This window comes from Thermus sp. (assembly GCF_056332225.1).
In genome coordinates, this window is sequence record NZ_JBWGQW010000008.1 from 13607 (window position 1) to 35559 (window position 21953).

A 21953-nucleotide genomic window follows, 5' to 3' on the forward strand; every position below is an offset into this window, starting at 1 on the left:
ATCTGATTCAGCATCTTTATGTCAAGAATATTGCCCCTGAAAGAATCAGGGGCCCGGCGGTAGCCGGGCCCCCGGGGCTATCCTTCCCGGATCGGGATCTTCACCGGAGGCTCCTCGAGGCGCTTTTCCCGCGGGATCTTTACCTCCAGCACCCCCTTGGCGAGCCTGGCCTCAATCCCCTCCTTCTTGGCGTCCTTGGGGAGGAGGTAGGCCCGGTAGATCCGGCCGTAGGCGATCTCGGCGAGGTGCTTGGTGCGCTTCTCCTCCCGCTTCTCCCCTTCTATGACCAGCTGGTCCCCTTCCAGGCGCACCTCGAGGTTCTCGGGGCCAAGCCCCGGCACCTCCACCCGGAGGAGGTAGTGGTCCTCGCGCTCCTCGAGCTCGGAGAGGGGCTCCAGCACCCCTCCTGGCTCCTGGAAGACCTTCTCCAGGGCCTCCTCCACGGCTTTGCGGAAGCGGGACCGGCCAAAGGGCCAAAGCTTCTCCAGCATGGCGCACCCCTAGCGCACGTTCCCCGTCTCCAGCTTCCTCGCCTGGAGGTCCAGGAGGCTGTACTCCCCTTCGGAGAGGTCGCCGGGCACCACCACCCAGCTCGCCCCCAGGGTCTCGTGCTTCTGGCCCTTCCCGGCCACCACCACCAGGAGGGGGTTATGGGTCTTGATGAGGTGGGCCACCTCGTGGGAGCCTCCCTCTCCTAGGCCTTTGTGGTGGGGCATGGTGTGGAAGAGGAAGATCTTGGGGTAGTCCTTGAGCTCCCAGAGGGCCTTCAGGTGGTACTCGGCCACCCAGGCGGGGTAGCGGAGGGCCTCCTTCTCCTCGGGCTCGCCTTCATCGGTGATCTCCCCGCCGATGCCCGCCACCAGATAGGGGCCTTTCCAGAAGGTGAAGGTCTCGTGGACGTTCCGCATCTCGGGGCGGACCAGCTCAACGTTGGCCGCCTCCCTGAGGTACTCCCAGATGGGAGCGTCCTGGGGTCCGGGGACGTAGGCCGTGGGCAGGTGGGCCTCCGAGAGCACGCGGAAGAAGGCGGCGTAGTCGCGGCTCCTCGCCGTCTTGGGCATGAGGTTCCCGATCAGGGCGATGGCGTCTGCCCCGGTGTCGGGAGCCACCTTGACGAACTTCTCCAGGGCCTCGAGGTCCCCCATGGGGTTGGAGGTGGCCAGGATGTAGCGCACCGTCCGGCGCATACCCCACCTCCTCAGCCTTCCACCTGCACCTGAATCCTCTTAGGCTTGGTGGCCTCGGCCTTGGGCACCTTTAGGTGCAAGACCCCGTGGCGGAAGCGGGCCTCCACCTTGGCGAGGTCGTAGGTGCTCGGGACGTTGAAGCTCCGGGCGAAGGTGCCGTAGGGGCCCTCGAGGCGGTGGTAGGCCACGCCCTCCTTCTTCTCAAAGGGCCTCTCGGCCTTCACCGCCAAGACGCCCTCCTCCGCCACCACCTCCACCTTCTCGGGCTCCACCCCGGGCAGGTAGACCAGGATGTGGAGCCCCTCCCCGTCCTCCAGGATGTCCACGGGCGGCGCGAACACCCTCGGCCCTTGCTGGGGGGCGGCGAAGGTGCGGGCCAGCCTTTCCTGAAGCTCCTCCAGCTCCTTGAAGGGATCAAACCGGATCATTCTGCCTCACCTCCTACCACCTCAAGAGCGCGGCCATGCCGCCGCGCTCAAGAAGCCTCCTTTCGGCCTCGCCGCGCACGAACTCCAGCCTGGCGGCGTACCCGGCGGCGAGCTCCGGCGCCACCAGGGCCAGGGGCTTGGCCTGGGGTTGGTCGCAAAGGCCTAAGGCCTCGGCCTCATCGGCGAAGTAAAGGCCCTCGCAGGCGTAGACGCCGCCTTCCAGGTTCCAGGGAAGGACCCAAAGCTCTACCCGGCCTTCCTGCAGGCGGGCCAGCACCTCGGGGCCGAAGGCGGCCTTGGGGTAGGCCTCCTCCAGCCTCTTTAGGAGCTTGACCTCCTCCCGGCGCTCCACCTCCTCCAAGACCGGCTCCAAGCGCTTCAGCACCTCGCCGGGGCTCGCCCCAGGGTGGGGCAGGGAGGGAAGCTCCGCCACCACCCGCTCCCTTAGGCGTCCGGGGAGGTGGGTGAGGAAGAGCTTGGTGTGCTCCTCGGGGCCCATGAGGACGAGGCGGGTGAAGCCCCTTTCTGCCCAGAGCTTTTCCAGGTCGTGGGCTAGGGCTTTGTAGAAGCGCCCCTCCCAGGCCTCGAGGCGCTTGGCGAAGAGGTCCTGCCCCGCCCCGCCCCGGGCGATGCCCCCAAGGTGGAAGCGGCGCCCTGGGGCGTCCAGGGAGAGGCGGCGCCAGGCCTCCGTGTCCAGGGCCAGGAAGGCGTCCTGGACCTCGGCGATCTCCCCCAGGAAGACCTCAAAGACCCGCCACCGCTCCCGGTCCACGTAGACCACGCCGTAGCGCTCGTACTCGTCCAGGGCGTAGACCAGGGGGAGGAGGAAGGGCTCGCCAAAGTGGGCCAAGACCCCGTCGGTGAGGAGGCGGCTTGCCCCTTCGTCCAGGAAGGTGGTCTTGAGGGCGCTCACCAGGGGTAGCTCCACCTGCAAGGGGTAAAGTTCCAGGCGGGCCTCGTCGGCGAAAAGGGCCAGGGTCTTGGCCTGGATGACCTCGTGCCTGAGAAGCTCCAACACCCTCTCCGCCAAGGCCTCGGGCACCCGGAGGGCCTTCATGGCGTCCTTGGCCCTAAGGGCGTAGGCCCGGCCCGCGTTTTCCGGCTTGGCCGGGTTCACGTCCAGGTAGAGGGAGAGGCTTGGGGTCTTCAGGCCTTCCAGGCTTTCCTTGATGCGGCGGATCTCCTCTTTGCCAATCATAGGCTACCTCCTAAAAGGGCGATGGCCTTGCGCACCGCTTCCTGGTTGAGCCTTTCCTCCTGGCCGAGCCGGGTGAAGAGGGCTTCCAGCTCGGGGTCGGGGAGGGTGCTCTCCAGGTAGTAGGCCCGGTCCAGCCCCTCCTCGGAGAGGAGGCGGAGGAGGCTTTCCCACCCCCTCTCCTCGGGCTTGGGGGCGGGGGGAAGGGAGGCCCCGAGGCGGCGGAGGGCCTCGGCCAGGGCCTCGGCGTGGGCCCGCTCCCGCTCGGCCACCTCCTTGAGGAGCTTCTTGAGGTGGGGGTAGGGAATGCCCTCCGCCGCCCTTTCCGCCCTGAGGGCGTCCAGGAGCTCGTCCTGGTAAGCTTTCTGCAGAACCTCCTCTACCCTCATGGCTTCCCCCTTTAGGCCACCAGACGCTCGGCGGTTTGGAAGGTGAGGCCCGTGGGCCCGGCCTCCACCACCACCCGGTCGCCTTCCTTGACCTCTCCCGCCAGAATCTTCTTGGCCAGGGGCGTCTCCAGCTCCCGCTGGATCACCCGCTTGAGGGGCCTCGCGCCGAAGACCGGGTCGTAGCCCCTTTCCGCCAGGAAGTCCTTGGCGGCCTCGGTGAGCTCCAGGGTGATGCGCTTCTCGGCGAGGCGCGCCCGGAGGTAAGAGAGCTGGATCTCCACGATCTCGCGGATCTGCTCCTTGGAGAGGGGCCGGAAGACCACGATCTCGTCCAGGCGGTTCAGGAACTCGGGGCGGAAGTGCTTCTGCAGGACCCCGAAGACCTCGTCCCGGATCCTTTCGTAGGGCCAGCCCTTCTGGATGCCTTCCAGGATGAGGGGGCTTCCCAGGTTGGAGGTGAGGATGATGACGGTGTTGCGGAAGTCCACGGTGCGCCCGTGGCTGTCGGTGAGGCGGCCGTCGTCCAGGATCTGGAGGAGGAGGTTGAAGACGTCGGGGTGGGCCTTCTCAATCTCGTCAAAGAGGATGACCGTGTAGGGCCTCCTCCGCACCGCCTCGGTGAGCTGGCCCCCCTCCTCGTAGCCCACGTAGCCGGGCGGGGCCCCGATGAGGCGGGAGACGGCGTGCTTCTCCATGTACTCCGTCATGTCAATGCGCACCATGGCCTCCTCGGTGTCAAAGAGGGTGGCGGCCAGGGTCTTGGCGAGCTCGGTCTTGCCCACCCCCGTGGGCCCGAGGAAGAGGAAGCTCCCGATGGGGCGGTTCGGGTCCTTGAGGCCGGCCCGGGCCCTCCGGATGGCGTCGGCCACCGCCCTTATGGCCTCCTCCTGCCCCACCACGCGCTTGTGGAGCTCCTCCTCGAGCCTAAGAAGCTTCTCCCTTTCCCCTTCCAGGAGCCTGGCCACGGGGATCCCGGTCCAGCGGGAGACGATCTCGGCGATGTCCTCCTCGGTGACCTCGAGGCGGACGAAGCGGGCGTTCTTCAGCCTCTCGGAGAGGGCCTCCACCTCGGCCTCCAGCCTGGGAAGTTCCCCGTAGCGGAGCTCCGCCGCCCGGTTCAGGTCGTACTGCCGCTCGGCGAGCTCAATCTCCCGCCTCACCTCGTCCAGGCGGTGCTGGGCCTCCCGGAGCTTCTTCAGGACCTCCCTTTCCGCCTCCCACTCGGCCCGGAGCTTGGCGATCTCCTCCGTGAGCTTGGCGATCTCCTCTTCAATGGCCTTGAGGCGCTCCTGGGAGTCGGGGTCCTTCTCCTTCTTGAGGGCTTCCCGCTCAATCTCCAGCTGGAGCTTCTTGCGCTCCAGGGCGTCAATCTCCTCGGGAGCGCTCTCCAGGGCCATCCTCAGGCGGGCCGCCGCCTCGTCCACGAGGTCAATGGCCTTGTCGGGGAGGCGCCTTTCGGGGATGTAGCGGTGGGAGAGGACCGCCGCCGCCACCAGGGCGGGGTCGGCGATGCGCACCCCGTGGTGCACCTCGTACTTCTCCTTGATGCCCCGGAGGATGGAGATGGTTTCCTCCACGCTGGGCTCGTCCACGTAGACGGGCTGGAAGCGCCGCTCCAGGGCGGGGTCTTTCTCAATCTCCCGGTACTCGTCCAGGGTGGTGGCCCCGATGAGCCTGAGCTCCCCGCGGGCCAAGGCGGGCTTCAGCATGTTGCCCGCGTCCACGGCGCCCTCGGCCTTGCCCGCCCCCACCACGGTGTGGAGCTCGTCAATGAAGAGGATGACCTCCCCTTGGCTCCCCACCACCTCCTGGATCACCGCCTTGAGGCGCTCCTCAAACTCGCCCCGGTACTTGGCCCCGGCGAGGAGGGAGCCCATCTGCAAGGAGACGATGCGCTTGCCCTTCAGGCCCTCGGGCACGTCCCCCTTGACGATGCGCTGGGCCAGCCCCTCCACGATGGCCGTCTTGCCCACGCCGGGCTCGCCGATGAGCACCGGGTTGTTCTTGGTGCGCCGGAGGAGGATCTGGATGGTGCGGCGGATCTCCTCGTCCCGGCCGATCACCGGGTCCAACTTGCCCTCGGCGGCGAGCTTGGTCAGGTCAATGCCGTACTGCTCCAAGGCGTTGTAGGTGCTTTCCGCGTGTTCGGTCTGCACGTTTTTCCCTCCTCTCAGTTCCCAAAGGGCCTTCTTTAGCGCTTCCAGGCTGGGTAGCCCAGGGGTGGCCTCCCCCAGGGCCAGCACCAGGGTGTCCACGGCCACGAAACGGTCCTTGAGCTCCTCCATGAGGGCTTCGGCCCGGTTCAGGGCCCCGGAAAGCCGGGGGGTGAGGTACTGGCCGGCCTCGGCCCCCTCCACCCTGGGCAGCCGGGCGAGCTCCTTTTCCTGGAGCTCCCTAAAGGCCTTGGGATCGGCCCCGGCCTTTTCCAGAAGGCGCCAGGCCAGGCTTCCCGGCTCCTTAAGGAGCACCCGCCACAGGTGGGGCAGGTCTATGGCCTGGTGCTTCATCTCCCGGGCCAGGACCTGGGCCTGGGCCAGGGTTTCCCGCGCGGCTTGGGTCCAGCGTTCCAGGTTCATGCCTTCCTGCCCTCCTTTGCTACTTCTAGCATATCCATTGATAACGCTGTTGTCAAGAGATATGAGTAGGAAAACTTGAGGCGCTGAGTCCGAAGGCGGAGAAGGGGAGCCGCTACCCTGATTGTAGGGGAAGCCGAAGAGGAAAGATGTCCCTAGCCGCTCTCCAGAATCTCCACCACCAAAGCCGCCCCGATGAGGTTGGCTCCCAGGTCCTTGCGGATGCGCTCCGCTTTGGCCATTCTCAGGAGGTCCTTCTCCCGGAAGTACCAGGTGCCCCCCACCTCCAAGGGCTCCACGAAGCCGATCTCCACGTAGGCCCGCACGGCCCCTAGGGAGAGGCCGTACTGGGGGAGGGCCTCGAGGGAAAGCCACTGGCTACGCGCGAGCATAGTAGGCCTCCGCGAGCTTCTTCCAAAGGGCCTCCTCCTCGGGGGTGAGGCGCTCGGGGATGGTGACCCGCACCTCGAGGTAGAGGTCCCCCCGGCCCCCGGGGCCGGGGAAGCCCTTGCCCCTAAGCCTCAGCTTCTTCCCCGCCTGGGTCCTGGGCGGGATGGTAACCTCCACCGGGCCCTCTAGGGTAGGGGCCCGCACCTTCCCCCCCACCACGGCGATGGGGGCGGGGACGTCCAGGGTGGCGTGGAGGTCCTGCCCTTCCAGGCGGAAGACGGGGTGGGGGAGGAGGCGCACGGTGAGGAGGAGGTCCCCCGGGGGCTCGCCACGCTCCCCCATCCCCGGCACCCGGATCACGCTCCCCTCCTGGACCCCAGGAGGGATGCGCACCGTGACCCGCCTTCCCCCCACCTCCAGGACCCGCTCCCCGCCGTGGAAGGCCTCCTCGAGGCTTAGGGGAAGCTCGGCCCTGAGGTCGCGGCCCCGGCGGGGGCCCGACCTGCGCCTGCCGAAGAGTCCGGCCCCGAAGAGCTCCTGGAAGAACTCGGAGAAGTCTTCCACCTCAAAGCCCGAGAAGTCGTACCCGCCAGGGGGTGGGGGCGGGGGCGGGGTGGTGGTGCCGTAGGTGTCGTAGACCCGCCGCTTCTCGGGGTCGGAGAGGACGGCGTAGGCCTCGTTGATCTCCTTGAACTTCTCCTCGGCCTCGGGGCTTTTGTTGACGTCGGGGTGGTACTGCCGGGCCAGGCGCTTGTAGGCCCGCTTGATCTCCTCTTGGGTGGCGTTTTTGGGCACCCCCAGGATGGCGTAGTAGTCCTTCATGGTTTACTCCAGCTCGGCCTCTTCCGGCTTGGCCTCCCCCACCGCCACCCGGGCCGGGCGCACCAGGGCCTCGCCCAGGCGGAAACCCCGCTGGAAGACCCGGGCCACCTTGCCGGGCTCGCCGGGGAGGAGGCCCACCGCCTCGTGGTACCTGGGGTCAAAGGCCTCCCCCTCCCCCGGCACCTCCTCCACCCCAAGGCCCGCCAGGGTGCGGAAGAAGCCGTCCCGGACCGCCTTCACCCCCTGGCGGATGCTCTCGGGGCTCGCCTCGGCGAACTCCAGAGCCCGGTCCAGGTCGTCAAGGACGGGAAGGAGCGCCCTCAAGGCCTTGAGCACGCCCTCCCGCTCCCGCGCCTTGAGCTCCCCCTCCACCCGCTTGCGGTAGTTGTCAAAGTCGGCGAGGAGGCGGAGGTACCTGTCCTTGAGGCCTCTAAGCTCCTCCTCCGCCGCCTTTAGGCGCTCCTCCAGGGCCTGGGCCTCCTGGCCCACGGCCTCTAGGTCCTTCTCCAGGGTGTTCTCGTGGTTCCGCTCCTCCATGGGCCCTCCCCAAAAGGGGCCCCACCCAAAGGGGCGGAGCCCCCTTCCCTCGCCTTACTCCGCGGGCTTGTAGTCGGCGTCGATCACGTCGCCCTGGCCCTTGCCGGAGGCCGCCCCCGAGCCCTCGTAGGCCTGGACCGCCCTGAGGAGCTCCTCGGTGGCCGCCTTGAGCTCGGGGTCGGGGGCGTCCCGCTCCACGAGCTCCTTGGCCTTGCGGATGGCCTCCTCCAGCCGGGCCTTGGCCTCGGGGGCCCCCTGCTTCTCCTGGAGAACCCGCTCCGCCTGGATGCGGGCCGAGTCCAGGGCGTTCTTGAGCTCGGCGTGCTCCTTGCGGCGGCGGTCCTCCTCGGCGTGGCGCTTCGCCTCCTCAATCATCCGCTGGATCTCCTCCTCGGAAAGGGTGGTGGTGTTCTGGATGGTGATGGAGGCCTCGCGCCCGGTGGACTTCTCCTTGGCGGTCACGTGGAGGATGCCGTTGGCGTCTATGTCAAAGCAGACCTCAATCTGGGGGACGCCTGCGGGCATGGGGGGGATGCCCTCGAGGCGGAAGCGGCCCAGGCTCTTGTTGTCCGCCGCCATGGGGCGCTCCCCCTGGAGGACGTGGATCTCCACGGCGGTCTGGTTGTGCTCGGCGGTGGTGAAGATCTCGCACTTGCGGGTGGGGATGGTGGTGTTCCTCGGGATGAGCACCGTCATCACCCCGCCCTTGGTCTCCACGCCCAGGGAGAGGGGGGTGACGTCCAGGAGGACCACGTCCCGCACCTCGCCCATGAGCACCCCGGCCTGGATGGCCGCCCCCATGGCCACCACCTCGTCGGGGTTCACCGAGCGGTTGGGTTCCTTGCCCAGAAGCTCCTTCACCACCCGCTGCACCGCGGGCACCCGGGTGGCCCCGCCCACCAGGATCACCTCGTCGATCTGGGCGGGGGTGAGGCCCGCGTCCTTTAGGGCCTGCTCCACCGGGCCCCTTAGGCGCTTCAAGAGGGGCTCAATGAGCTCCTCAAACCTGGCCCGGGTGAGCTTCTTCTCCAGGTGGAGGGGGGTCTTGCTCGCCGGGTCCAAAGCGATGAAGGGGAGGCTGATGGTGGTCTCCAGGGTGCTGGAGAGCTCAATCTTGGCCTTCTCCGCCGCCTCAATGAGGCGCTGGAGGGCCTGGCGGTCGGCCTTGAGGTCCACCCCGTACTCCCGCTTGAACTCCTCGGCGAGCCAGTTGACGATGGCGTGGTCCATATCCGACCCGCCCAGGTGGGTGTCCCCGGAGGTGGCCTTCACCTCAAAGACCCCTTCGCCGATCTCCAGGATGGTGACGTCAAAGGTCCCGCCTCCCAGGTCAAAGACCAGGACGGTCTCGTTCCCCTTCTTGTCCAGGCCGTAGGCCAAAGCGGCGGCGGTGGGCTCGTTGATGATGCGCAAGACCTCGAGCCCCGCGATCCTCCCGGCGTTGGCCGTGGCCTCCCGCTGGGCGTTGTTGAAGTAGGCGGGCACGGTGATCACCGCCTTGGTGATCTTCTCCCCGAGCTTCTTGGAGGCGTCCTCCACCAGCTTGCGGAGGACCATGGCGCTGATCTCCTCGGGGGTGTAGAGCTTGCCCTTGACCTCCACCCTTACCCCCCCGTCGGGCCCGGGGACCACCTTGTAAGGCACCCGCTTGGCCTCCTCCTCTACCTCCTCAAAGCGGCGGCCGATGAAGCGCTTGATCTCAAAGATGGTCCCCTCGGGGTTCAGGACCGCCTGGCGCTTGGCCATGCGGCCCACCAAGGTCTCCCCGTCGCGGAAGGCCACCACGCTGGGGGTAACCCTTTCCCCTTCGGCGTTCTCCAAAACCACGGGCTTCCCGCCCTCCATGACGGCGATCACGCTGTTGGTGGTACCCAGGTCAATGCCCACTGCCTTGGCCATAACGCACCTCTCCCTTCTAGCGTAAGCGGTTCGGATTGTTCTTGTCAAGAGAGTTGAGCGCCATTGTATCATGGTGCCCCAGGCTACCCGGGCTTCCCTCTTTTCGTGTACCTTAGGGAAAGACATGTCCCGTTTGCCTTTGAACTTCCTGATCTTCCTCCTCGGCCTTCTCCTCCTGGCGTGGGCCTTCAGCCTGGCGGGAACCACGGGCGGCACCGGGGGTGGGGTGAACTACACCACCTTCCTCGAGGACCTCAAGGCGGGCCGGGTGAAGGAGGTGGTGGTGCGCTCGGGAGAGACCCGCATCCAGGGGACCCTGGTGGACGGCTCCACCTTCACCACCTACGCCGCAAGCCCCCCCGACAACGCCACCCTCGAGGCCTGGATGCAAAAGGGGGTGAGCGTGCGGGTGGAACCTCCTCAGGGGCAAAGCCCCCTGGGCTTCCTCTGGCCCCTCCTCCTGGTGGGCCTCCTCATCGGCGCCCTCTACTACTTCTCCCGCACGGGCCGGGCCGGGCCTTCGGACTCCGCCTTCAGCTTCACCAAGAGCCGGGCCCGGGTCCTCACCGAGGCCCCCAAGGTCACCTTCAAGGACGTGGCCGGGGCGGAGGAGGCCAAGGAGGAACTTAGGGAGATCGTGGAGTTCCTCAAAAACCCCGGCCGCTTCCACGAGATGGGGGCCAGGATCCCCAAGGGGGTCCTCCTGGTGGGGCCTCCGGGGGTGGGGAAGACCCACATCGCCCGGGCCGTGGCCGGGGAGGCCCGGGTGCCCTTCATCACCGCCTCGGGCTCCGACTTCGTGGAGATGTTCGTGGGGGTGGGGGCGGCGAGGGTCCGGGACCTCTTTGAGACCGCCAAGCGCCACGCCCCCTGCATCGTCTTCATAGACGAGATTGACGCCGTGGGAAGGAGACGGGGAAGCGGGGTGGGGGGCGGGAACGACGAGCGGGAGCAGACCCTAAACCAGCTCCTGGTGGAGATGGACGGCTTTGAGAAGGACTCCACTATCATTGTGATGGCCGCCACCAACCGCCCGGATGTGCTGGACCCCGCCCTCCTCCGCCCCGGGCGCTTTGACCGCCAGATCGCCATAGACGCCCCCGACGTCCGGGGCAGGGAGCAGATCCTGAGGATCCACGCCCGGGGGAAGCCCCTGGCCGAGGACGTGGACCTGGCCCTCCTCGCCAAGCGCACCCCGGGCTTCGTGGGGGCGGACCTGGAGAACCTCTTGAACGAGGCCGCCCTCCTCGCCGCCCGGGAGGGGCGGAAGAAGATCACCATGAAAGACCTCGAGGAGGCCGCCGACCGGGTGATGATGGGCCCGGCCAAGAAGAGCCTCGTCCTCACCCCCCGCGACCGCCGCATCACCGCCTACCACGAGGCGGGGCACGCCCTGGCGGCCCACTTCCTGGAGCACGCCGACGGGGTGCACAAGGTGACCATCGTGCCCCGGGGGAGAGCCTTAGGCTTCATGATGCCCAGGCGCGAGGACATGCTCCACTGGTCCAGGAAGCGGCTTCTGGACCAGATCGCCGTGGCCCTGGCGGGAAGGGCGGCGGAGGAGCTGGTCTTTGAGGACGTGACCACCGGGGCGGAGAACGACTTCCGCCAGGCCACGGAGCTCGCCCGCCGCATGATCACCGAGTGGGGCATGCACCCCGAGTTCGGCCCCGTGGCCTACGCCGTGCGCGAGGACACCTACTTGGGAGGCTACGACGTGCGCCAGTACTCCGAGGAGACGGCCAAGCGCATAGACGAGGCGGTGCGCCGCCTCATTGAGGAGCAGTACCAGAGGGTGAAGGCCCTTCTCACGGAGAAGCGGGAAGTCCTGGAGCGAGTGGCGGAGACCCTCCTGGAGCGGGAGACCCTGACCGCCGAGGAGTTCCAAAGGGTGGTGGAGGGCCTGCCCCTGGAGGAGCCCAAGGCCCCGGAGCCCAGGGAGGAAAGGGAGGCTCCCCGGGTGGTCCCCAAGGTCAAGCCCGGCGGGGCTTTGGGCGGGGTTTAGGCGCCATGAAGAGATAACCCGGGGAGGACTTCCTCCCCGGAGGAAGGGAATAGCTTACTTCTTGACCTTGTCCTTGAGGGCCTTGCCCGGCTTGAAGGCGGGGTACTGGGTGGCGGGGATCTTGATCTTCTCCTTGGTGCCGGGCTTCACGCCGGTGCGGGCCTTGCGCTTGCGCACCTCAAAGGTGCCGAAGCCGGTGAGCTGCACCTTGTTGCCCGCCGCCAGGGCCTCCTCCACCTTGCTCAGGAAGGCGTCCACCGCCGCCTTGACGTCTTTCTTCTTGAGGCCCGCAGCCGCGGCCACCTGGTCCACCAGATCCGCTTTGGTTACCGTCTTCTTTGCTGCCATTCTTTACCTCCTTTCCCTTTTCCCTTCCGGGCGGAATATATCACGCTTTAAGGTCCTCGCGCAATACCCCTGCCCATTTCTATACTTGTGTATAGCTATATGTGATAGCGGAAGCATTGACTCTAGCGGTAGCGAGGGGGGAGAAGTTCCCGTACCCGGGCCTCTATTTCCCGGGTGAGGTTTTCCAGCTCCTGGTGGGTGACCTTGCTTTTCCTTGGAACGGGGATGGGTTCCCCGTAGACCACCCGGATAGGGCGGCGGAGCCGGAAGAGCTTTTTCCCCACGGGCCAGGCCTCCTCCGTGCCGATGACCGCCACGGGCACCACCGAGGCGCCCGCGCGCAAGGCGATGGCCGCCACCCCGGTCTTAAAGGGCTGGAGCTTTCCGCTCCGGCTTCTCGTGCCCTCGGGGAAGATGCCGAAGGCCATGCCCTTTTCCAGGGCGCGGATGGCGCTTTTCACGGCGGAGAGGTCTCCTGTGCCCCGCTCCACGGGGATGGCGTAGAGGCGGGGAAGGAGCCAGGAGAGGAAGGGGAGCCGGAAGACATCCGCCCGGGCGAGGAAGCTCACCGGCCGCCGCACCCCTGCCCCTATCGCGATGGGGTCCAGGATGGAGAGGTGGTTGGCCGCCAGGATCACCGGGCCCACCTGGGGCACCCTTTCCGCGCCCTCCACCCGGTAGCCGAAAAGGAGGTGGAGGAGAAACCGGGCCAGGCGCCAGGCCGCCCGGTAGACGGGGTTGGGCTTCGTGGCCTCCACGCCCCTCAGTCTAAGGCCCGGAGGGCGCGGAGGGCTTCCAGGTGGGCGAGCCTCAGGGGCTCGGGAAGGCGGTAGCGGGTGGGAAGGCGCCTCACGAAGGCCAGGGCCTCCTCCAGCCCAGTTCGGTGTCCCGGGGAGACGTAGAGGGGTTTGGCCCCGGCTCGGCTCCGGTAGGCGTAGCCTATGGGCCTGCCATCCGGGGCGAGGAGGCGGACGGCGCTTCCCGCTTCACGAGGGAGAGGCCTCTCCAGGCGGCCAAAGAGGAGGCTTTTGGCCACGCCGATGCTGGGTAGGTCCAGGTGGACCCCCAGGTGGCTGGCGATGCCTAGGCCCCTAGGGTGGGCGATGCCCTGCCCGTCCACGAGGAGGGCCTCCGGGGCCTCGGGGAGGGCCTTCAGGGCCAGGAGGTAGGCGGGGGCCTCCCGGAAGGAGAGAAAGCCCGGGATGTAGGGGAAGAGCTCCGCCTCGGGGAGGAGGCCTTTCCCCACGAAGAGGGGCCCCCTTTCCAGGTGGTAAAGGACGGCCACGGCCAAGAGGGGCTTCCCCCGCTTGTGGGAGGCGTCCAGGGCGGCGATGCGTTTTACCCCCTCGAGGCTCCCCTCCACCCTCACCCGGGCGGCGAGGGCCTTCTGGAGCCTTGCCGCCTCCTCTAGGTTCCCGGGGCGGGGAAAGGGGGGGACTTCCACTAGCTCGCCTCCCGGAGCCTCTCCAGCACCTCCTGGTCCGAAGGGTCCACCCCGTAGAGGAGGGCGAGGTAGTAGGCGGTCCAGGCCAGGCGGTACCAGAGGGCCATGGCCTGGGCGAGGCGGCTCCCCTCCGGGGCGGGCACCTCGGCGAGGGCGTCCACCCGGGTCTCCAGGATCTCCTTGGCCAAGGAGGCGGCCTCCCCCCCTCCTAAGAGGACCGCCGCCAGGGAGTCCCCCTGCTCGTGGCGGGCCTCGAGGCCCGTGAGGAAGAACTCCAGGGCGCTATGGGGCGGGGTCAAGGAGAGGCTCTTGCCGATGCGGGCGAAGAGGCTTTGGGCGGCCCCCTCCAGGGGACGAAAGAAGGGGCTATAGAAGAGGGGAAGCCGTTCCAGGAGGGTGTAGGCCAGGAACTTGGCCGGGTTCTCCTCCAGGGGCACCTCGGGGGCGAGGCGCCGCCTTTCCCGGAGGAGGGCCTGGTCCACTTCCTCCAGGGCCTCCTCCCTCCCGGTGGCGAGGAGGAGGAAGCGGAGGTAGCGGTAGGGGCTTAAGGGGCTGGGGGCCAGGTAGACCTCTCCGCCCTCCCGGAAGCCCACCCGCACCACCCGCGCCCTTCCCGACTCCGCCAGGAGGCCCATGGCCGCGGCCTCCCCCAGGTCGTACCCCCCTTCCAGGAGGAAGAGGGTGCCCTCCTCCACCCACTCGGGGAGGGAGAGGAGCTGGGCGGCGAACCACCCCTCCCCGTAGGCCAGGACCCCGTGGGGGCCGGGGTAGGCTTCGGGGGGCACGGGGCCCGTGCCCACCAGGTCCCGAAGCTCCAAGGCCAGGCCCCGGCGGTCGGCCAGGTAGGTTTCCTCCCGGTCCAGGTCGCGCATACCCCTTATGCTAAACCCCGTGCGCCTCTTCGCGCCCAAACCCGTGGCCCGCATCTGGGGAGGAAGCGCCCTGGGCTTCGGCCCGGGGATCGGGGAGGTGTGGCTCTGCGAGGAGCCGCTTCTCGTGAAGCTCCTGGACCCGGCGGAGTGGCTTTCCGTCCAGGTGCACCCGCCCCACGCCTACGCCCTAAGGGTGGAGGGGAAGCCGGGCAAGTACGAGGCCTGGTACGTCCTCTCCTCGGGGGAGATCGTTTACGGCTTTGGCCAGCCCGTGGCCCGGGAGGAAGCGCTGAGGCGGGCGGAGGAGGGCCGCCTGGAGGAGGTCCTCCGGCGGGTGCGGGTGGAGCCCGGCCAGGTGGTCTACCTGCCCGCGGGGGTGGTGCACGCCCTGGGCCCGGGCACCCGGGTCTACGAGGTCCAAACCCCCTCGGACCTCACCTACCGCCTCTACGACTACGGCAGGCCCCGGGAGCTCCACCTGGAGAAGGCCCTGGAGGTGGCCCTCCTGGAGCCCACCCCTCTTCCCGAGGCGAGGCCCGAGCCCGTGGAGGGAGGGGAGAGGCTCCTTTCCACCCCCTACTTCTGCCTCTACCGCTATCCCCTAAAGGGGCGGCTTGCCCTGAGGCCGGAGGCTCCCCTGATCCTCACCCTCCTAGAGGGGGAGGCTCGCCTAGGGGAGAGGGTTTTGCGGCCCTTCGCCACCTTTCTTCTGGAGGCCAAAGAGGAGGCCCTCCTGGAAGGGGAAGGGCTCGTCCTGGGGGCTAGCCCAAGAGGCGCCTGAGGAGGGCCTCTACCCTGGGGGAAGGTTTTTCGCCAAGCTCCTCCCAGAGCCGCTTCCGGTAGCGCTCCAGGTGGGCTTGGGCCCGGGCCCGCTGCCCCCGGGCCAGGCACCCCTCCACCAGGGGGAGGAGGGCCTCCTCGTCCAGGGGGTCCAGCTCCAGGAGCCGCTCCAGATAGCGCGCCTCCCCGCCCTTGAGGAGAAGGGCCCGCACCCGGTGGAAGACCTCCTCCCGCTTCCGGTCCAGGAGGGGGTGGTCCAGACCGGGGAAGAGGGGCTCTTGGTAAAGGGCGTAGACCCTCTCTGCGTCCCCCTGCTTTAGGGCCTCCTCCAGGGCGTGGAGGTCGCAGTCCACCCGCCTCAGGCCTTCCTCGCCCAAGTAGGTGGGGACACCCCAGGGCTCGAGGGCCTTCCTGAGACGGTTCAGCCAGACGTAGAGGTTGTTCAGGGCGGCCTCCTCGGAGAGGTCGGGCCAGAGGGCGAAGGCCACCTCCTTCCGGGGAAGCCCCAGGAGGAGGAGGGCGAAGACCGCCTGCTCCTTGCCCTTGAGCTCCACCCCGCCCAAGGGGTTCCTCACCCGGAAGGTTCCCAGGACCTCTACCTGGAGAGGGGGGATTTCGGCGAGCCTCAGGGCCACGGCCTCCTTCCAGCCGCTCCTCAGGACCTCCCCCAGGGGGTAGGCCCGGGCGAGCTCCGGGCGCTTCCGGGGGAGGAGCCCTAGGGGGACGAGGCCCGGGAGGACCCGCTCCTTGGCGTCGGTTAGGGAGAGGAGGGCCTCGAGGTCTTCCTCCTCCCGAAGGAGGCGGTAGCGGGCGGCGTGCCAGTGGAGGCGCTCCTCCCGCTCCTCGGGGTAGGGAGGGAGGAGGGCGGGGTCCTCGAGGAGGAGGGCCCGGGCGAGGGCGGGGAGGAAGCCCTGGAGGCCCTGGAGGAGGCCCGGGTCCCGGCGGAGCCCGGCGAGGAGGGCCCGCCCCCGCGCCACCAGGTAGGGGTTCTCCAAGAGCTCCGCCTGGGCCACCAGGCGGGAAAGCCCTTCGGCGTCTTCCTCCAGGTGGGCGAGGAGCATCCGGGCCTCGAGGGCGGCCAGGGGGTGGCCCTCGGCCTCCTGGGCCCTTTTCAGGTGCTCCCGGGCCTTCTCCCTCTCCCCGAGGAGGAGGTAGAGCCGCCCCAGGTCCCGGAGGTGCCCCGCCAGGTTGGCGGGCCCGAGGGGCCCGAGGCGTTCCACCGCCTCCTCCAAGGCGGCGATCCGCCCGAGGAGGCTTCCTTCCCGCTCAAAGCGAAGGAAGGCCAGGTTGGTGAGGGGGGCGAGGCGGTAGGGGCTTTCCAAGGGAAGCCGCCTCAAGGCCTCCTCCAAGAGGGCCTCGGCTTCCAGGAGCCTCCCCTCCTCGTAGGGGACCCGGGCTGCGTCGTTGAGGAAGCGGCCCGCGAGCTCGGGGGGGACGCGGTCCAAGAGGGCCAGGCCCCGTTCCAGGTGGGCCCGGGCCGCCCCCAGGTCCTGGCCCAGAAGGGGGTCGGCCAGGTAGTAGGCCAGGTGGCCGGAGGCCGTGAGGGCCACGCCGGGGTCCGGGGATGCGGCCAGGGCCTCGAGGAGGGCGAACCCCTCCCGCCTCCCCACCTGGAGCAACGCCTCCCCCAGGCGGAGCCGGGCCCGGGGGCCGCCCCGGCGCAACACGCCCTCCCAGGCCACGAGCCTCTCCGCGGGGATGGGGAGGGGGATGGGCCTCTCCACGAGCTCAAGGAGCTCCTCCTCGAGCCCCGCCCCGAAGAGGGCCTCGGCCAGGAGCTCCGGGGGAAGCCGGCCCTCGGCCCCCCGCACCGCCTCCCGGACCTCCTCCCCCAGGGTCCTGAGGGCCATCCCCCGGAGGAGGGGGTGGAGGCGGTAGCCCGCGGGAACCCGCTGGAGGAGGCCCTTCCGGAAGAGGCCCTCCGTGACGGGGAGGGCGTGAGCGGAGGGGAGAAGGGGCAGGGCGGCGAGGAGGAGGCCTTCCCGGAACTCCTCCCCGGAGAGGCTTTCCCGCAGGCCCTGGAGGAGGGCCTCGGGCTCGGGGGACCTTCCGGTGAAGGCGGAGAGGAAGAGAGGCAGGGCCCAGCCCCCCGTGGCCCGGTGGGCCTCCCGCCACCCCTCCCGCCCCCCGAAGAGGGCCTCCGCCTCCTCCTCGGTGAAGGCGAGGTCTGGGGCCTGGAGGTGGACGAGCCTTCCCTCGGCGAGGAGCTTGGGGAGCTCGGGGTAGGGGAGGGGTTTGCGGCTCGCCAGGACCAAGAGGCAAGGTAGGGTGCGGAGGAGGGGGGAGAGGGCCTCCTCCCCGGTGAGGTCCTCGAGGACCACGAGGGAGGGCGCCTCCCCTAAAGCGGCCACCACCGCGTTCCAGGGGGCCTCCCGGGGAAGGCCCAGGGCCTCGGCCAGAAGGGCCCTCGGCTCCCCCAAAAGGGCGCTCGCCCAGAGGGCGCGGAGGCCAAGCCTGGCGGCGAGCTGACCGGCCAGGACGCTTTTGCCGAAGCCCGCCGGGGCCTCGAGCCAGACGCAAAAGCCCGGCTCCTCGGGGAGGAGGTCTAAAAGCCTTTTCCTCTCCAGGTAGACCGGGCTTGACCAGGCCAGGGCCATGCTTGGCTTCTATTCTAGCCAAGGTCCGCCCTTGACCAGACCCCCTCCCCGCCCCGAGACTATGAAGTCATGGACCGGCCTTTTCTGGACCTCCCTCCCTGCGGCCCTCTGCGGGGGGTCTTGCGGGTTCCCGGGGACAAGTCCGTCACCCACCGGGGCCTCATGCTCTTGGCCTTGGCCGAGGGGGAGGGGAGGCTCCTTTACCCCTTGAAGGCGGGGGACACCCTCTCCACGGCCCGGGTCCTTCGGGCCCTCGGGGCGGAGATCGTAGAGGAGGGTCCCCACTTCCTCGTGCGGGGGCGGGGCCTCCGCCTGGAGGAGCCGGAGGACGTCCTGGACTGCGGCAACGCCGGGACCCTCATCCGCCTCCTCCTGGGCCTTCTCGCCGGGCAGGAGGGGCTTTTCGCCGTGCTCACCGGGGACGCCTCCTTGCGCCGGAGGCCCATGGGGAGGGTGGTGGAGCCCCTTCGGGCCATGGGGGCGAGGGTGGACGGGCGGGAGAGGGGGGAGAAGGCGCCCCTTGCGGTGCGGGGCCAAGCCCTGAGGGGCATCCGCTATTCCCTTCCCGTCCCCAGCGCCCAGGTGAAGAGCGCCCTCCTCCTCGCCGGCCTCTTCGCCGAAGGGATGACGGAGGTGGAGGAACCCCTACCCACCCGGGACCACACGGAAAGGCTCTTCCGCCACTTCGGCCTGCCCCTTTGGGTGGAGGAAAACCGCATCCGCACCCAAAGGACCGGTCCCTTTCCCGCCAAGGACCTGGTGGTGCCCGGGGACTTCTCCTCGGCGGCCTTCTTTTTGGTGGCGGCCCTCCTTGCCCCGGGCTCGGAGGTGGTGGTGGAGGGGGTGGGCCTCAACCCCACCCGAACCGGCCTCCTCCGGGTCCTCAGGTCCATGGGGGCCGACCTGGAGTGGCAGGTGCTGGAGGGGGAGGCGGGGGAGCCCGTGGGGTGGGTGCGGGCCCGGTATAGCCCCTTAAAGGGGGTTTCCGTGGACCCTTCCCTCATCCCCCTCATGGTGGACGAGGTGCCCATCCTGGCCGCCGCCGCCGCCTGGGCGGAAGGGGAGACCCATATCCCGGGCCTGTCCGAGCTCCGGGTGAAGGAGTCGGACCGCCTTTCGGCCATCGCCAGGAACCTCCGGGCCCTCGGGGTGGAGGTGGAGGAGGGCCCGGACTGGCTCAGGATCCGGGGCGGGGGGGTGCGGCCCGGGGAGGTGGAGCCCTTCCACGACCACCGCATCGCCATGGCCTTCGCCGTGGCGGGCCTGCCCGTGGGGGTTAGGGTCTGGGATCCGGAGTGGGCCGAGATCTCCTACCCCGGCTTCTTCCAGGACCTGAAGGGGCTATGCGCGGCATCGTGACCATAGACGGACCCTCGGCCTCCGGGAAGAGCTCCGCGGCCCGGCGGGTGGCCGAGGCCCTGGGGGTGCCCTACCTCTCCAGCGGCCTCCTCTACCGGGCGGCCGCCTTCCTCGCCCTGAGGGCCGGGGTGGACCCGGGGGACGAGGCGGGGCTTTTGGGACTTCTCCAGGGGTTTCGGGTGCGCCTGGTGCCGGGGAAGGAGAACCGGGTCTTGGCCGACGGGGAGGACCTTACGCCAAGCCTCCACACCCTCGAGGTGGACCGCGTGGTCTCGGAGGTGGCCCGGCTTCCGGGGGTGCGGGCCTGGGTGAACGAGCGGCTTAAGGAGGTGCCCCCGCCCTTCGTGGCCGAGGGCCGGGACATGGGCACGGCGGTTTTTCCCGAGGCCCCTCACAAGTTCTACCTCACCGCTCGGCCGGAGGTGCGGGCCAAGAGGCGGGCCAAGGAGCGGCCTCAGGCCTACGAGGCCATCCTTCAGGACCTCCTTAGGAGGGACGAGAAGGACAAGGCCCAAAGCGCCCCCGCCCCCGATGCCCTTCTTCTGGACACCAGCGACCTTACCCTGGAGGAGGTGGTGGCCTGGATTCTGGAGCGCGTGAGGGACTAGCCATGGTGCCCGGGGCGAAGGCGAGACCCGTCCAGGAGTTCTTGAACCTGGTCCTCTACCGCCCCCTGGCCCACTTGGTGGTGCGCCTCCTCCTCCCCACCCCCGTGAGGCCCCACCACCTGGTCCTCTTTCACACCTTCTTGGTCCTCCTTGCCGCCTGGCTCGTCCTTAGGGAAGAGGACCTGCTTGCGGCCCTCCTCTTGCAGGTCAAGACCGTGCTGGACAACGCCGACGGGCAGCTTGCCCGCCTGAGAGGGGAGGTCACGGAGCTCGGGCGGTACCTGGACACGGAGCTGGACTTCCTGGGCAACCTCTGCCTCTTCCTGGCCCTCGGGGGGAGGACGGGGGAGTGGGGAAAGGCCCTCCTGGCCTTTCTGGTCTTCACCTTCGTCCAGTCCTACGACTTTAACCTGGAAAGGCTCTACCGAAGGGCCCGGGGCCTCCCAGAGCCCGAGGGGGCCCAGGACCCCGAGACCCCCCTCCTCGCCCTCTTAAGGGGGGCCTACCGCCTCCTCTTCCTGCCCCAGGACCGGGGCATCGCCGCCCTGGAGGCGGGCTTGGCGGGCCGGCTTGGCCTGGACCCCCGCCGCTTTTGGGACGAGGGGACCCTGGCGGGGGTGGTCAACCTGGGCCTCACCACCCAGCTCTTCTTCCTAGGAGTGTTTCTCGTCTTCCGCCAGCCTGGCGCCTACCTCACCTTCGTCCTCCTCCAAGGCGGGTATCTTGGCCTTTGGTACCTATGGAGGATCGCCCGCAGTATCCCATCCCCACGGTAGGGGCCTTGGTGGAGAAGGAAGGCCTTGTGCTCTTGGTGCGCACGGCCAAGTGGCGGGGGCTTTGGGGGGTGCCCGGGGGGAAGGTGGAGTGGGGAGAGGCCCTGGAGGAGGCCCTGAGGCGGGAGTTCAGCGAGGAGGTGGGCCTCGCCCTTTCCCGCATCCGCTTCGCCCTTTTGCAGGAGGCCATCTTCAGCCCCGAGTTTTACAGGCCCACCCACATGCTCCTCTTCAACTACTTCGCCCGGGCGGAAGGGGAGGTGCGCCCGAACGAGGAGATCCTGGAGTGGGCCTGGGTGGAGCCCGAGGCGGGGCTCGCCTACCCCTTGAACGCCTTCACCCGGGCCCTTCTGGAGCGCTACCTGGAGGAAGGATGAGGACCGCTTTGGTGACGGGAAGCGCCAAGGGCATCGGGAGGGCCATCCTCCTCGCCCTCGCCCGGGAGGGCTACGCCGTGGCCGTCCACTACCGCACCTCCGAGGGCCTGGCCGAGGCCACCCGGAAGGAGGCGGAGGCCCTCGGGGTGAGGGCCATCAAGGTCCAGGCCGACCTCACCCGGGAAGAGGAGGTGGCCCATTTGGTGGAAGAGGTGCGCTACCACTTAGGGGGCGTGGGCGTTTTGGTGAACAACGTGGGGGACTACCTCTACAAGCCCATAGAGGAGGTGAGCCTGGAGGAGTGGCGCTGGATCCTGGACACCAACCTCACCGCCACCTTCCTCCTCACCCAGAAGGTCCTCCCCCTCATGGTGGAGCAGGGCTATGGCCGCATCGTGAACCTGGGCTACGCCGGGGCGGGCAACCTCCTCGCCCGGACCCACATCACCCCCTACGCCATCGCCAAGACCGGGGTGATCCTCTACACCAAGGCCATCGCCAAGCGCTTCGCCCAAGCGGGCATCACCGCCAACGTGGTGGCCCCCGGGGTGGCGGAGAACTCGGTTTCCAAGCCCCTTCACGAGATCCCCATGGGGCGGCTCGCCCTTCTTGAGGAGATCGCCCAGGCGGTGCTCTTCTTCGTGCGCGAGCCCTACCTCACGGGCCAGGTGCTGGAGGTGGCGGGGGGGTGGAACCTTTAGCCCATCATGATGTGCTAAACTGTGTCCATGGGCCGGAACCTTACCCTGAGGCTTCCTGAGGACCTAGTACGCCGAGCCCGGGAGGAGGCGCTGCGCCGGGGGAAGAGCCTAAACGCCTTTGTGGAGGCCCTTTTGCGGGAGGCCGTGGGAGAGGAAGAGGGTGAGGCCTTCGCCCGTCAACTCTCTTGGATGCGTAGGGGACTTTACCGTACCGGGGGTGGAGCCTTGCCTTCCCGGGAGGAGCGGCATGCCCGTGGGGCTTGAGTTCGTGGATACCAACGTCTTGGTCTACGCCTACGATCTTTCCTCTCCGGAGAAAAGGACACGGGCCATCGCCCTTCTGGAGCCCCTTCTTTTGCAGAGAAGGCTAGCCCTCTCTTTGCAGGTGCTCCAGGAGTTCTACGTGGTGGTGACCCGCAAACTCCCAGAGCCTTTAGATGGGGAAACTGCCAGGCAGATCCTGGGAGATCTGGGGAAAGCCCGCCTGCACCTACCGACCTTGGAGGATGTCCTCTCCGCCTCCCTCCTCTCGGAGCGCTACCGCCTTTCCTTCTGGGACGCCATGGTCCTGCAAAGCGCGAAGGCTTTGGGGGCCAAGGTGGTGTGGAGCGAGGACCTCCACCCTGCTTCCTACGGGGGGGTGCGGGTAAAGAACCCTTTTGCGTGATA

At 68.6% G+C, this 21953-nt stretch carries 24 protein-coding genes; 9 read left to right on the forward strand and 15 right to left on the reverse strand.

What is annotated here, in order from left to right; genetic code table 11:
* Positions 1 to 77 precede the first annotated feature (77 nt).
* From AC01Y6_RS02880 to dnaK, 10 genes are all read right to left on the reverse strand, one after another.
* Positions 78 to 491, reverse strand: a complete 414-nt coding sequence (locus AC01Y6_RS02880) for an Hsp20/alpha crystallin family protein (RefSeq protein ID WP_428721434.1) — start codon at positions 489 to 491, stop codon at positions 78 to 80.
* A gap of 9 nt (positions 492 to 500) precedes the next feature.
* Positions 501 to 1187, reverse strand: a complete 687-nt coding sequence (locus AC01Y6_RS02885) for a metallophosphoesterase family protein (RefSeq protein ID WP_428719661.1) — start codon at positions 1185 to 1187, stop codon at positions 501 to 503.
* Between the two features lie 11 nt (positions 1188 to 1198).
* Complete coding sequence (locus AC01Y6_RS02890; RefSeq protein WP_476670142.1) at positions 1199 to 1615, reverse strand: Hsp20/alpha crystallin family protein; 417 nt, start codon at positions 1613 to 1615, stop codon at positions 1199 to 1201.
* 13 nt (positions 1616 to 1628) lie between these two features.
* The gene (locus AC01Y6_RS02895) at positions 1629 to 2813 is read right to left on the reverse strand and encodes a VLRF1 family aeRF1-type release factor (RefSeq protein WP_428719660.1); all 1185 of its coding nucleotides are present in this window, start codon (positions 2811 to 2813) and stop codon (positions 1629 to 1631) included.
* Positions 2810 to 3199 carry a ferritin family protein gene (locus AC01Y6_RS02900; RefSeq protein ID WP_347240458.1) on the reverse strand — a complete coding sequence of 130 codons (390 nt, stop codon included), beginning with the start codon at positions 3197 to 3199 and terminating at the stop codon, positions 2810 to 2812. The genes AC01Y6_RS02895 and AC01Y6_RS02900 overlap by 4 nt, the downstream gene beginning before the upstream one ends.
* 11 nt (positions 3200 to 3210) lie before the next feature.
* Positions 3211 to 5775, reverse strand: coding sequence for an ATP-dependent chaperone ClpB (clpB, locus tag AC01Y6_RS02905; RefSeq protein WP_476670143.1), 2565 nt, complete (start codon positions 5773 to 5775; stop codon positions 3211 to 3213).
* 152 nt (positions 5776 to 5927) lie between these two features.
* Positions 5928 to 6164, reverse strand: coding sequence for a chaperone modulator CbpM (locus tag AC01Y6_RS02910; protein ID WP_347240461.1), 237 nt, complete (start codon positions 6162 to 6164; stop codon positions 5928 to 5930).
* Positions 6151 to 6984: a DnaJ C-terminal domain-containing protein gene (locus AC01Y6_RS02915; protein ID WP_428721429.1), complete on the reverse strand. Its 834-nt coding sequence runs from the start codon at positions 6982 to 6984 to the stop codon at positions 6151 to 6153. Before AC01Y6_RS02915 ends, AC01Y6_RS02910 begins: the two co-directional genes overlap by 14 nt.
* A gap of 3 nt (positions 6985 to 6987) precedes the next feature.
* The gene (gprE, locus tag AC01Y6_RS02920) at positions 6988 to 7521 is read right to left on the reverse strand and encodes a nucleotide exchange factor GrpE (RefSeq protein WP_347240463.1); all 534 of its coding nucleotides are present in this window, start codon (positions 7519 to 7521) and stop codon (positions 6988 to 6990) included.
* A 54-nt stretch (positions 7522 to 7575) separates the two neighbouring features.
* On the reverse strand, positions 7576 to 9420 hold the full coding sequence (dnaK, locus tag AC01Y6_RS02925) for a molecular chaperone DnaK (RefSeq protein WP_476670144.1): 1845 nt from the start codon (positions 9418 to 9420) through the stop codon (positions 7576 to 7578).
* A 124-nt stretch (positions 9421 to 9544) separates the two neighbouring features.
* Here dnaK and ftsH point away from each other — a divergent pair, with 124 nt between their 5' ends.
* Entirely contained in the window at positions 9545 to 11425 is a 1881-nt protein-coding gene (gene ftsH, locus AC01Y6_RS02930; RefSeq protein WP_476670146.1) for an ATP-dependent zinc metalloprotease FtsH, read from the forward strand.
* 54 nt (positions 11426 to 11479) lie between these two features.
* On the opposite strand, the gene AC01Y6_RS02935 is transcribed toward ftsH, so the two are convergent.
* From AC01Y6_RS02935 to AC01Y6_RS02950, 4 genes are all read right to left on the reverse strand, one after another.
* Complete coding sequence (locus AC01Y6_RS02935) at positions 11480 to 11773, reverse strand: HU family DNA-binding protein (protein WP_347240466.1); 294 nt, start codon at positions 11771 to 11773, stop codon at positions 11480 to 11482.
* Between the two features lie 122 nt (positions 11774 to 11895).
* Positions 11896 to 12531 carry a lysophospholipid acyltransferase family protein gene (locus tag AC01Y6_RS02940; RefSeq protein WP_347240467.1) on the reverse strand — a complete coding sequence of 212 codons (636 nt, stop codon included), beginning with the start codon at positions 12529 to 12531 and terminating at the stop codon, positions 11896 to 11898.
* 5 nt (positions 12532 to 12536) lie between these two features.
* Positions 12537 to 13217, reverse strand: a complete 681-nt coding sequence (locus AC01Y6_RS02945; RefSeq protein ID WP_476670149.1) for an endonuclease V — start codon at positions 13215 to 13217, stop codon at positions 12537 to 12539.
* Positions 13217 to 14089: an SIS domain-containing protein gene (locus AC01Y6_RS02950; protein WP_476670150.1), complete on the reverse strand. Its 873-nt coding sequence runs from the start codon at positions 14087 to 14089 to the stop codon at positions 13217 to 13219. Before AC01Y6_RS02950 ends, AC01Y6_RS02945 begins: the two co-directional genes overlap by 1 nt.
* 19 nt (positions 14090 to 14108) lie before the next feature.
* Between AC01Y6_RS02950 and AC01Y6_RS02955 the strand changes: the two genes are divergently transcribed.
* Positions 14109 to 14870 (forward strand): class I mannose-6-phosphate isomerase, encoded by a 762-nt coding sequence (locus AC01Y6_RS02955; protein ID WP_476670152.1) that lies wholly within the window; start codon positions 14109 to 14111, stop codon positions 14868 to 14870.
* Here the strand turns inward: AC01Y6_RS02955 and AC01Y6_RS02960 are convergent.
* Complete coding sequence (locus AC01Y6_RS02960) at positions 14851 to 17466, reverse strand: BTAD domain-containing putative transcriptional regulator (protein WP_476670154.1); 2616 nt, start codon at positions 17464 to 17466, stop codon at positions 14851 to 14853. The two genes, AC01Y6_RS02955 and AC01Y6_RS02960, sit on opposite strands and share 20 nt — an antisense overlap.
* A gap of 69 nt (positions 17467 to 17535) precedes the next feature.
* Here AC01Y6_RS02960 and aroA point away from each other — a divergent pair, with 69 nt between their 5' ends.
* Genes aroA through AC01Y6_RS02995 form a run of 7 tightly spaced genes read left to right on the forward strand, consistent with a single transcriptional unit; the run spans position 17536 to position 21951 of the window.
* The gene (gene aroA, locus AC01Y6_RS02965; RefSeq protein ID WP_476670155.1) at positions 17536 to 18825 is read left to right on the forward strand and encodes a 3-phosphoshikimate 1-carboxyvinyltransferase; all 1290 of its coding nucleotides are present in this window, start codon (positions 17536 to 17538) and stop codon (positions 18823 to 18825) included.
* The gene (cmk, locus tag AC01Y6_RS02970) at positions 18810 to 19433 is read left to right on the forward strand and encodes a (d)CMP kinase (RefSeq protein ID WP_476670156.1); all 624 of its coding nucleotides are present in this window, start codon (positions 18810 to 18812) and stop codon (positions 19431 to 19433) included. The genes aroA and cmk overlap by 16 nt, the downstream gene beginning before the upstream one ends.
* Before the next feature lie 2 nt (positions 19434 to 19435).
* Positions 19436 to 20209 (forward strand): CDP-alcohol phosphatidyltransferase family protein, encoded by a 774-nt coding sequence (locus tag AC01Y6_RS02975; RefSeq protein WP_428719651.1) that lies wholly within the window; start codon positions 19436 to 19438, stop codon positions 20207 to 20209.
* The gene (locus AC01Y6_RS02980) at positions 20173 to 20583 is read left to right on the forward strand and encodes an NUDIX domain-containing protein (protein ID WP_428719650.1); all 411 of its coding nucleotides are present in this window, start codon (positions 20173 to 20175) and stop codon (positions 20581 to 20583) included. Before AC01Y6_RS02975 ends, AC01Y6_RS02980 begins: the two co-directional genes overlap by 37 nt.
* A complete protein-coding gene (gene tmpR / locus AC01Y6_RS02985; protein WP_476670158.1) occupies positions 20580 to 21284 on the forward strand; it encodes a bifunctional dihydropteridine reductase/dihydrofolate reductase TmpR in 705 nt (234 codons plus the stop codon). Before AC01Y6_RS02980 ends, tmpR begins: the two co-directional genes overlap by 4 nt.
* A gap of 27 nt (positions 21285 to 21311) precedes the next feature.
* On the forward strand, positions 21312 to 21548 hold the full coding sequence (locus AC01Y6_RS02990) for a DUF6364 family protein (RefSeq protein WP_347240478.1): 237 nt from the start codon (positions 21312 to 21314) through the stop codon (positions 21546 to 21548).
* A complete protein-coding gene (locus tag AC01Y6_RS02995) occupies positions 21532 to 21951 on the forward strand; it encodes a PIN domain-containing protein (RefSeq protein WP_428716548.1) in 420 nt (139 codons plus the stop codon). The genes AC01Y6_RS02990 and AC01Y6_RS02995 overlap by 17 nt, the downstream gene beginning before the upstream one ends.
* Positions 21952 to 21953 lie beyond the last annotated feature (2 nt).